We start from the raw sequence: 9,688 nt of genomic DNA on the forward strand, positions 1-9,688 counted from the left end.
GGCGCAGGGCCGTCGGCGGCGCCGTGCTCGCCGCAGCCGTGGTGGCCGCGATCCCGCTCGGCCTGACCCTGGTCAACCACGACGACCCTGACACCAGTGCCCGCGAGAACGGCTCCGCGGTCACCGACCCGAGCGACGGCACCTCCGTGGAGGATCCCGCGGCCGACCTGCCGGCGATTCCCGACGGGTGGCGCTGGGAGTCGTGGCGCAACGTCGAGGTCGCCGTGCCCGGGGACTGGCGCGACGGGTCGGCGTACGACCTGTGCATTCCCGGCGCACCGAACCCGCCGGCCGGCAACGTCGCCCGCGACGGCTACCAGGCCGACTTCGAGCCCGACGTCGCCGATCAGGCCAGCTGCCCGCAGGGCGTCACGTTCCTGGCCGGGGAGCCCAAGGAGGCCCTCGTGGCGGGCGACGGAGTCGGCGAGCGGGTCAGTCTCGGCGGCAACACGATCGACGTGGTGGCCGGCGACCAGAAGACCCTGGACCAGATCGTCGATTCCGCGCACGAGATCACGGCCACCGACAGTCTCGGCTGCGCCGCGACGATCGAGTTCGGCAAGGCCGACTTCGGCGAGGCCGAGGGCGAGGTCACGATGTGCGAATACGTCATCGGCGGCTACCGGTCCGACCGCACCACGCCGGTGCTCGACTCCTCCCGCGTCCTCGCCGACGACCCGAGCGCCAACATCACCAGCATCCTGGCCGGCACCGTGGCCCTGCCGAACGCCGACCAGGTCGAGCTCGGCTGCACCCTGCCGAAGGGGGCGCCCGAGATGACCGTGCGGCGCATCCTCGTCGACGGTGTGGCACTGGCCGACCTGGCCTCCGAGAAGTGCGGTGGCGCGCAGCTGGTCACCGACGCCGGCCCGACCCGCATCGACTACGCACTCCTCGACGCCTTCGACCCGGCCACGATGTCGCTCGGCTGAGAGCACCCGCGCAGGTGCCGCCGGACGGCGTACGTTCTCGGCGGGATAACCGATTGCGGCGTGGGCCGCGGGGCGTGGACAATCACGCCCCGTGGGCCACGTCGACGTTTCCGGTGTCAGGTACGAGCTCCCGGACGGCCGGGTGCTCCTCGACGACGTCTCGTTCCGGGTGGGTGAGGGAGCCAAGGTGGCCCTGGTCGGCGCCAACGGGGCCGGCAAGACCACCCTGCTGCGCATCGTCACCGGCGAGCTGATCCCGCACGCCGGCGCGGTGACCCGCACCGGCGGCCTCGGGGTGATGCGCCAGATGGTCAACGCGGGACTGGCCGAGGCGCCGACCGTGGCCGACCTGCTGCTGTCGGTCGCGCCTCCGAGAGTGCGGTCCGCGGCCGCCGATGTGGACGAGTGCGAGCGGGCGCTTATGGAGGTCGACGACGAGAAGACGCAGATGCGCTACGCCACCGCGCTCTCCGACTTCACCGACGCCGGCGGATACGACATCGAGGTGATCTGGGACGTCTGCACGACGGCCGCGCTCGGGCTGCCCTACGACCGGGCGAAGTATCGCGACCTGTCCACGCTCAGCGGCGGCGAACAGAAGCGACTGGTGCTCGAGTACCTGCTGCGCGGCCCCGACCAGGTGCTGCTGCTCGACGAGCCCGACAACTTCCTCGACGTGCCGGGCAAGATCTGGCTCGAGCGGCGGATCGCCGAGTCGGAGAAGACGATCCTGTTCATCAGCCACGACCGTGAGCTGCTCGACAACACCGCCACGCGGGTCGTGACGGTCGAGCTCGGGTCGGCCGGCAACCGGGTCTGGACCCACCCGGGCGGCTTCGCGTCGTACCACGAGGCGCGACGGGACCGGTTCGCCCGCTTCGAGGAGCTGCGACGGCGCTGGGACGAGGAGCACGCCAAGATCAAGGCGCTCGTGCTCAGGCTCAAGATCAAGGCCGAGTACAACGACGGCATGTCCTCGCAGTACCGCGCGGCCCAGACCCGGTTGCGCAAGTTCGAGGAGGCCGGGCCGCCGACGGAGCAGCCGCGCGAGCAGCAGGTGACGATGCGACTCAAGGGTGGTCGCACCGGCAAGCGTGCGGTCGTCTGCGAGGGGCTGGAGCTGTCCGGGCTGATGCAGCCCTTCGACCTCGAGGTCTGGTACGGCGAGCGTGTGGCCGTGCTGGGCTCCAACGGCTCGGGCAAGTCACACTTCCTGCGGTTGCTCGCCGCCGGTGGCACCGACCCCGACGTCGAGCACCGCCCGGTCGGCGAGGTTGCCGTGGCACCGGTTCGCCATCGGGGCAAGGCCAAACTCGGTGCCCGGGTGCGCCCCGGGTGGTTCGTGCAGACCCACGAGCACCCGGAGCTGGTCGGGCGCACCCTGGTGGAGATCCTGCACCGGGGCGAGGCACAGGCCGACGGCCGGGGCCGTCAGGGGATGGGCCGGGAGCAGGCCTCCCGGGTGCTGGACCGCTACGAGCTGGCCCACGCGGCCGAGCAGCGCTTCGATTCCCTCTCGGGTGGCCAGCAGGCGCGCTTCCAGATCCTCTTGCTGGAGCTGTCAGGAGCCACCCTGCTGCTGCTCGACGAGCCGACCGACAATCTCGACGTCCAGTCCGCCGAGGCCCTCGAGGAGGGGCTCGAGGCGTTCGAGGGCACGGTCGTCGCGGTCACCCACGACCGTTGGTTCGCGCGCGGGTTCGACCGGTTCCTGGTCTACGGCCAGGACGGCTCGGTCTACGAGTCCGACGGGCCGGTCTGGGACGAGGGTCGGGTCGAGCGCGTCCGCTGACCGTCGGCGACCGTCGGCCCGGCCTCGATGTCGAGAGCGATCCGCTTGAGGAGTCGGCTCAGCGTTGCCTGCTCCCGGGCAGTCAGCGATCCGAGGATCCGCTCCTCCTCGGAGCCGCGCGCGGCCATCGTGCGGCGCCACAGGTCGATGCCCTCGGCGGTTGCCTCCACGCCGAGCCGACGTCGGTCGCCCGGATCGGTCGTACGACGCACGTAGCCGGACCGTTCCATGCTCTCGAGGCGCCCCGACATCCCGGCCGGGGAGAGACCGAGCTCGTCGGCGAGGGTCGTCGGGGACGCGGTGCCCGGGGTGTCCCGGATCATCAGGGCGTGCAGCGTCTCGTACTCGTGCGACTCGAGGCCGACACTGACCGCGGCCGACTTCTTGTGGTCGCGCAGGTGGCGCATGATCGAGCCCATGCGGGTCACGACGGCCTCGACAGTGTCGTCGTACGGCTGGTTCTCGAGCACCCAGTGGCCACGCCACCGGGCGACGTGACGGTCGGCTGCATCCTCGGGGAGTGCGGGCATGCCCCCAGCCTAGCCAACTTATTTCGTTGACGAATAGTTCGTCAGCGAAGTATCTTCACTGCGTGACCGAGAACGCGACCCGACTACGCCCCTCACGACTCCGTGGAGCGCTGTCCTCGGGCGCCTACCGGTCCTTGATCGCCGGCACCACGATCAGCGCGTTCGGCAACGCCATCACCCCGGTGGCCCTCGCGTTCGCCGTCCTGGAGCTGGGCGGAAGCGCGACCCAGCTGGGCCTGGTCGTCGCGGCCTTCGCCGCGGCCGAGGTGGTCACGCTGCTCTTCGGCGGTGTCCTGGGGGACAGGTTGCCCCGCCAGGTGATGATGCAGGGCTCGGCAACGGCCACCTCGGCCACGCAGGCGTTGATGGCGGTCACCCTGGTCGCCGGCTGGGCGAGCGTCCCGATGGTGGCGGTCATCGGTGTGCTCAACGGCTGCCTCGGGGCGCTGAGCGGCCCCTCCTCGCAGGCGATGACCCGGCAGACCGTCCCGGAGGAGCACCTGGCCAGTGCGGTGGCGCTGCGGCGACTCTGCTCCCAGGCCGCCCAGGTGCTCGGCTTCGCGGTCGCCGGCGTCCTGGTCGCCGCCTTCGGCCCGGGGTGGGCGATCGCGGTCGACGCGACGACGTTCCTGGTCGCGGCCATCTGCTTCAGCATGATCCGGGTGCCGCGCGTGGTCTCGGGTGCGGGCCGGCGGCCGTCCCTGGTGGGCGAGCTGCGTGACGGGGCGGCGGAGGTCTTCCGGCACACCTGGCTGTGGCTGCTGATCGGCCAAGCCCTGCTCTACCACCTGTTCTACGGCGGCGTGCAGGGCGTGCTCGGCCCCATCGTGGTCAAGGACACCTGGAGCGAGGCTGCCTGGGGCTGGGCGCTCTCCGCGCTGATGACCGGTTTCATCCTCGGCGGACTGGTCTCGTTGCGGTGGCGGCCTCGTCGTGGCCTGTACGCCGGCACCTGGATGTTGTCCCTGACCGCGGCGTTCCCGCTCGCGATGGCGCTCTCGGACAACCTCTACGTGCTGCTCGCCGGCGCGGCACTGCACGGATTCGGCCTGGAGCTCTTCAGCGTCAACTGGGACCTCTCGATCCAGCAGAACATCCCCGAGGACAAGCTGGCGCGGGTCTACGCCTTCGACATGGTGGGCTCATTCGTGGCCCGACCCCTCGGTCTGGTGGTGACCGGGCCGATCAGCGTCCTGGTCGGCATGGACCGGTGGCTGGTCGCGGTGGCACTGATCATGGGTGGCAGCTCACTGCTGGCCACCCTGCTGCCATCGGTGCGCACCCTCGAGCGGAAGGTCGTCAGCGACCCTGCCTGAGCCCGACGCCCCGCGTCCCGGTCGTCGGAACAACCGGTTCGCAGGGCGTCCGCGACACGGTCAGGAGATCTGGGCCTTGGCCAGCTTGGCCTCGCGGCGTACGTCCTTGGCCAGTCGGCGGGCGTCCTTGCGGGCGGTGGTGGCCGCGTTGCGGGCCCGCCAGGCCACGCCCGGCTTGCCCTCGGTGTCGACGCCGGCCAGCAGCAGGCCGCCGAGCACGCCGGCGTTCTTGAAGAACTGCAGGCGCTGCTGGTTCTTCGCGGCCGGCTCGGTCTCCTCCCAGAACGGGTGACCGGCGATGGTGGTGGGCACCAGGCTGGCGGCCAGCACGGTCGACGAGAGTCGCGGAGCCTTGCCCAGCGCCAGGGCAGCGGCCGCGGCCAGCTGGATGCCCGCGTTGAGGCGCACGAGCGTCTGCGGGTTCGTCGGCACCGGGGCACCCGGCGCGACCCGCTGGGCGAGCGGCACGACCCGGTCGGTGACCTTGGCGGCCTTGGCGGCGATCGCCTCGGAGTTCTTCAGTGCGTTGGTGGCGCCGAAGAAGAACGTGGTGGCGAGCAGTGGGCGGGCAATGAGTCGCACGGGAGTCATGACCACATTCTTACCCGACGGACAAGACTCACCGGGCTCCCCGGGGGTCAGGCGACCGCCGCTTGGTCGGCCAGCATGGTCGAGGCCACGATGCCGTGACACTGGGTCCATGCCGCACGGACTTCGTCGGTGAACGTGGCACCCAGTCCCGTGGCCAGAGTGGCCAGCAGGGCGGCCCCGGCCGTGTCGTGGTCGACGGGCCGGGCGCCGTACTCGGCATGGCCCTGCAGCAGGGAGTGCGGCGCACACAGGGCGGTGCCAGACGCGGCGAGGTTCCAGACCACGAACGCGACGCCGAGGACGGCAACCGCGCCGACACAGACCACGGGCCCCGGACGCGCGGCGTGAAGCCGGCGTTCGGGGCCCGGGTCGGGGTGCTGGGTCAGATCACTTCCAGCGCTCGGAGGCCGCGACGAACTCGAGCTGCCGGTCGCCGGTGTAGATCTGCTTCGGACGTGCGATCTTCTGCTCCTTGTCCTGGACCAGCTCGAGCCACTGGGCCAGCCAGCCCGGCGTACGGCCGATCGCGAACAGCACCGTGAACATCTCCGGCGGGAACTGGAAGGCCTCGTAGATCAGGCCCGAGTAGAAGTCGACGTTCGGGTAGAGCTTGCGCTTGACGAAGTACTCGTCCTCGAGCGCGATCTTCTCCAGCTCCTTGGCGATCTCGAGGAGCGGGTTGACCCCGGTGACCTCGAAGACGTCGTCGCAGGCCTTCTTGATGATCGTGGCGCGCGGGTCGAAGTTCTTGTAGACCCGGTGGCCGAAGCCCATCAGCTTCTCGTTGCCGGCCTTGACCCCCTCGATGAACGCGGGGATGTTCTCCTTCGTCCCGATGCGGCGCAGCATGCGCAGCACGGCCTCGTTGGCGCCGCCGTGGAGCGGGCCGTAGAGGGCCGAGACGCCGGCCGAGACGGCCGAGTAGGGGTCGACCTGGCTCGAGCCGACCGACCGCACCGCGTTGGTCGAGCAGTTCTGCTCGTGGTCGGCGTGCAGGATGAACAGCACGTCGAGCGCCTTGACCAGGCGCGGGTCGGCCTCGAACTTCTTCTCGCTCATCTTGAAGAGCATCGAGAGGAAGTTCTCGGTGTAGCTCAGGTCGTTGTCCGGGTAGACGAACGGCTTGCCCTGGGCGTGGCGGAAGGACCAGGCGCCCAGCGTCGGCATCTTGGCGATCATGCGGACGATCTGCATGTGCCGGTTCTCGGGGTCGGTGATGTTGCGCGCGTCGGGGTAGAACGTGGAAAGCGCACCCACGGATGCCATCAGCATGCCCATCGGGTGCGCGTCGTACCGGAAGCCGTGCATGAACGACTTGACGTTCTCATGCACGAACGTGTGGTACGTGATCTCGTGTTCCCAGTTGTCGTACTGCTCCTTGGTGGGCAGCTCGCCGTTGATCAGCAGGTAGGCGACCTCGAGGAAGTTCGACTTCTCGGCCAGCTGCTCGATCGGGTAGCCGCGGTACTCGAGGATGCCCTTCTCGCCGTCGATGAACGTGACCGCGCTGCGGCACGATGCGGTGTTGACGAAGCCGGGGTCGTAGACCGCCAGGCCCGGCTCTTCCTCCGAAACGCGGATCTTGCCCAGATCGGCTGCCTTGACGGTGCCGTCGGTGATGGGTACTTCGTATTCGCTGCCCGTGCGGTTGTCGCGGACGGTGAGCGAGGCTGCCTCGTTGGCAGCGGCGGCCGGTACGTCGGTCACGTCGGCTCCTGTCAGTGAAAGAGTGTCGTGGACTCTCGTCTGTTTGTCGGTTGCCAACCTATTGCGTCGGCGCTCTCCACGCTAACGCGGTGTCCCCATGCTGGTCCTGACCCGCCGGTAACCTCGGGGTGGGCGTCAGTGGGCTCTCGTTTTGACCGTGGGGGAGGGCGCCGCCTACTCTTGACTGTCGCTTCTCCTGCCGCGCCCTCATGGGGTGCAGACCCGGACGGAATGGAACCGGGCAGTGTTCGTCAGAAGAGGCAGCTCCACCACTCGGACAGGACCTCTGTCCGGGCCCAACGAACGAAAAGGCTACTTACGTGCGTACGTACAGCCCCAAGCCCGCTGACATCCAGCGCGAATGGCTTGTCATCGACGCCCAGGACGTTGTCCTCGGCCGCCTCGCCGTCCAGGCCGCGACGCTGCTCCGCGGCAAGCACAAGGCGAACTTCGCTCCCCACATGGACATGGGCGACTTCGTGATCATCGTGAACGCGGAGAAGGTCGCCCTGTCCGGCAAGAAGAAGACCGACAAGATGGTCTACCGTCACTCCGGCTTCCCGGGCGGCCTGAGCACCACGCCGATCGGTGACCTCCTCGAGAAGGACGCCCGCAAGGCCATCGAGAACGCGGTCTGGGGCATGCTCCCCAAGAACCGCCTCGGCCGCCAGATGCTGAAGAAGCTCAAGGTCTACTCCGGCCCCGAGCACCCGCACGCGGCCCAGCAGGCCAAGCCGTTCGAGATCACGCAGATCTCCCAGTGATTGCAGACAAGGACATCAACGTGACTGAGAACCAGGCTGAGACCGCCGAGGTCGAAGAGACCTTCGAGACCAACGAAGAAGGCGTGGCGTACTCCTCGGAGTCCGCTCCGTCCGCCGACGCCCCGCTGCGTCCCGCGACCATCGCCCCGGCCAACGCCACCGGCCGCCGCAAGGAGGCCGTCGCCCGCGTCCGCCTCGTGCCCGGCACCGGCCAGTGGACCGTCAACGGTCGCGAGCTCGACTCGTACTTCCCGAACAAGCTGCACCAGCAGGTTGTCAACGAGCCGTTCGCGAACCTCGAGCTCGAGGGTCGCTTCGACGTCATCGCCCGCATCCACGGCGGTGGCATCACCGGTCAGGCCGGCGCCCTGCGCCTCGGTGTGGCCCGCGCCCTGAACGCCATCGACGTCGAGGCCAACCGCCCGTCGCTCAAGAAGGCCGGGCTGCTCACGCGTGACGCCCGCGTCATCGAGCGCAAGAAGGCCGGTCTCAAGAAGGCCCGTAAGGCACCGCAGTTCTCCAAGCGCTGACCTCGCGACGCTTGCCGGGCAGCTGGCGGCGTTATCGTCGGACGACGGCCCGTCCCGGGCCGTCGTCCTTCCTCTGCCTTGCCATGCACCCCGGCAAGCGACGCGACCAGGAGTCTTGAGCGATGGCACCAAAGCTGTTCGGCACGGACGGGGTCCGGGGTCTGGCAAACGGTCATCTGACCGCTGAGCTGGCCCTGGACCTCTCCGTGGCAGCTGCACACGTCCTGGCCGACCGCGGCGAGTTCTCGGGGCACCGCCCCGTGGCCGTGGTGGGTCGGGACACGCGCATTTCCGGGCAGTTCCTGGAGGCGGCGGTCGTGGCCGGCCTCGCCTCTGCCGGCATCGACGTGCTCCTGCTCGGAGTGCTGCCGACACCCGGCGTCGCCCACCTGACCGGCTCGTTGAACGCCGACCTCGGCGTGATGCTGAGCGCGTCGCACAACCCGATGCCCGACAACGGCATCAAGTTCCTGGCCCGCGGCGGGGTCAAGCTCGACGACGCGGTCGAGATCGCCATCGAGCAGCGCCTGCGCGAGCCGTGGGAGCGACCCACCGGTGGCGCCGTCGGCCGGGTGTCGACGTACGACGCCGCGGTGGCCGACTACTGCGCCCACCTCGTGCGTACGACGACCCGCCCGCTCACCGGTCTCCGGGTGGTGCTCGACTGCGCCGAGGGAGCCGCTGCGGAAGCCGGCCCGAAGGCGCTGGCCGACGCCGGCGCCGACGTGACCGCGATCCACGCCCAACCAGACGGTCTCAACATCAACGACGACTGCGGATCGACCCACCTGGAGTCGCTGCGCGAGGCCGTGATCAAGGACGGCGCGGACGTCGGGTTCGCCCTCGACGGCGACGCAGACCGCTGTCTCGCGGTCGATGCAGCGGGCGAGATCGTCGACGGGGACCAGCTCCTCGCCGTGCTCGGCCTGTCCCTGCGTGATGCCGGGCGACTGCCCAACGACGTCGTGGTCGCCACCGTGATGAGCAACCTCGGCTTCGTGCAGGCGATGAAGGCCAACGGTGTGCAGGTGCGCCAGACCAAGGTCGGCGACCGCTACGTGCTCGAGGCGATGAAGGCCGGCGGCTACGGTCTCGGCGGCGAGCAGTCCGGCCACGTGATCATGAGCGAGCACGCCACCACCGGCGACGGCATCCTGACCGCGCTCCACGTGCTCGAGCGGATGGCCGACACCGGCAAGAGCCTGGCCGATCTGGCGGCCGTGATGACCCGCCTGCCCCAGGTGCTGGTCAACGTCTCCGGTGTCGACAAGGCGCGGGCCGATGACGACGCCGTGCTGGCCGCTGCCGTCGCCGAGGCCGAGGCCGAGCTGGGTGAGACCGGCCGCGTGCTGTTGCGCCCCTCGGGCACCGAAGCGCTCGTGCGGGTGATGGTCGAGGCGCCCACGGAAGACCAGGCCTCGTCGGTGGCGAACCAGCTCGCGGACGTCGTACGCGCGCGCCTCTCGCTCTGATCCAGCTGATCCACGCGTCGGTCCCCTCATCGATGGAGATGTTCCGGCACCTGG

Annotated in this window: 10 protein-coding genes; 6 read left to right on the forward strand and 4 right to left on the reverse strand. The window is 69.7% G+C overall.

Features of this window, described 5'->3' with window-relative positions:
• Together NJ4_RS26165 and NJ4_RS24350 are read left to right on the forward strand one after the other, a co-directional pair.
• Positions 1-932: hypothetical protein (locus NJ4_RS26165; RefSeq protein ID WP_169799330.1), on the forward strand; the 932-nt coding region annotated here is incomplete at its 5' end.
• Between the two features lie 91 nt (positions 933-1,023).
• On the forward strand, positions 1,024-2,724 hold the full coding sequence (locus tag NJ4_RS24350; protein WP_067441900.1) for an ABC-F family ATP-binding cassette domain-containing protein: 1,701 nt from the start codon (positions 1,024-1,026) through the stop codon (positions 2,722-2,724).
• Here NJ4_RS24350 and NJ4_RS24355 read toward each other — a convergent pair.
• Positions 2,670-3,254, reverse strand: a complete 585-nt coding sequence (locus tag NJ4_RS24355) for a MarR family winged helix-turn-helix transcriptional regulator (RefSeq protein ID WP_082749118.1) — start codon at positions 3,252-3,254, stop codon at positions 2,670-2,672. The genes NJ4_RS24350 and NJ4_RS24355 overlap by 55 nt on opposite strands.
• A gap of 62 nt (positions 3,255-3,316) precedes the next feature.
• Here NJ4_RS24355 and NJ4_RS24360 point away from each other — a divergent pair, with 62 nt between their 5' ends.
• Positions 3,317-4,570 carry an MFS transporter gene (locus NJ4_RS24360; protein ID WP_082749120.1) on the forward strand — a complete coding sequence of 418 codons (1,254 nt, stop codon included), beginning with the start codon at positions 3,317-3,319 and terminating at the stop codon, positions 4,568-4,570.
• Positions 4,571-4,630: 60 nt separating this feature from the next.
• Here the strand turns inward: NJ4_RS24360 and NJ4_RS24365 are convergent, their stop codons facing one another.
• The 3 genes from NJ4_RS24365 to NJ4_RS24375 all read right to left on the reverse strand — a co-directional run bounded on the left by NJ4_RS24365 (position 4,631) and on the right by NJ4_RS24375 (position 6,868).
• Positions 4,631-5,161 carry a DoxX family membrane protein gene (locus NJ4_RS24365; protein WP_067441903.1) on the reverse strand — a complete coding sequence of 177 codons (531 nt, stop codon included), beginning with the start codon at positions 5,159-5,161 and terminating at the stop codon, positions 4,631-4,633.
• A gap of 47 nt (positions 5,162-5,208) precedes the next feature.
• Positions 5,209-5,487 carry a globin domain-containing protein gene (locus NJ4_RS24370; RefSeq protein WP_067441906.1) on the reverse strand — a complete coding sequence of 93 codons (279 nt, stop codon included), beginning with the start codon at positions 5,485-5,487 and terminating at the stop codon, positions 5,209-5,211.
• A gap of 61 nt (positions 5,488-5,548) precedes the next feature.
• Complete coding sequence (locus NJ4_RS24375; protein ID WP_067441909.1) at positions 5,549-6,868, reverse strand: citrate synthase; 1,320 nt, start codon at positions 6,866-6,868, stop codon at positions 5,549-5,551.
• 320 nt (positions 6,869-7,188) lie between these two features.
• On the opposite strand from NJ4_RS24375, the gene rplM reads away from it, so the two are divergent.
• From rplM to glmM, 3 genes are all read left to right on the forward strand, one after another.
• A complete protein-coding gene (gene rplM / locus NJ4_RS24380) occupies positions 7,189-7,632 on the forward strand; it encodes a 50S ribosomal protein L13 (RefSeq protein ID WP_067441913.1) in 444 nt (147 codons plus the stop codon).
• A 20-nt stretch (positions 7,633-7,652) separates the two neighbouring features.
• Positions 7,653-8,162: a 30S ribosomal protein S9 gene (gene rpsI, locus NJ4_RS24385; RefSeq protein WP_082749121.1), complete on the forward strand. Its 510-nt coding sequence runs from the start codon at positions 7,653-7,655 to the stop codon at positions 8,160-8,162.
• Between the two features lie 122 nt (positions 8,163-8,284).
• On the forward strand, positions 8,285-9,634 hold the full coding sequence (gene glmM / locus NJ4_RS24390; RefSeq protein WP_067441916.1) for a phosphoglucosamine mutase: 1,350 nt from the start codon (positions 8,285-8,287) through the stop codon (positions 9,632-9,634).
• Positions 9,635-9,688 lie beyond the last annotated feature (54 nt).

It is taken from the genome of Nocardioides jensenii JCM 1364 = NBRC 14755 (assembly GCF_001552535.1).
Taxonomy (GTDB): domain Bacteria; phylum Actinomycetota; class Actinomycetes; order Propionibacteriales; family Nocardioidaceae; genus Nocardioides; species Nocardioides jensenii.

Excerpts from the sequence above, each read along its gene's own strand:
- NJ4_RS24355 (WP_082749118.1), bottom strand. The coding sequence starts at position 3,254 with ATGCCCGCACTCCCCGAGGATGCAGCCGACCGTCACGTCGCCCGGTGG.
- NJ4_RS24365 (WP_067441903.1), bottom strand. The coding sequence starts at position 5,161 with ATGACTCCCGTGCGACTCATTGCCCGCCCACTGCTCGCCACCACGTTC.
- glmM (WP_067441916.1), top strand. The coding sequence starts at position 8,285 with ATGGCACCAAAGCTGTTCGGCACGGACGGGGTCCGGGGTCTGGCAAAC.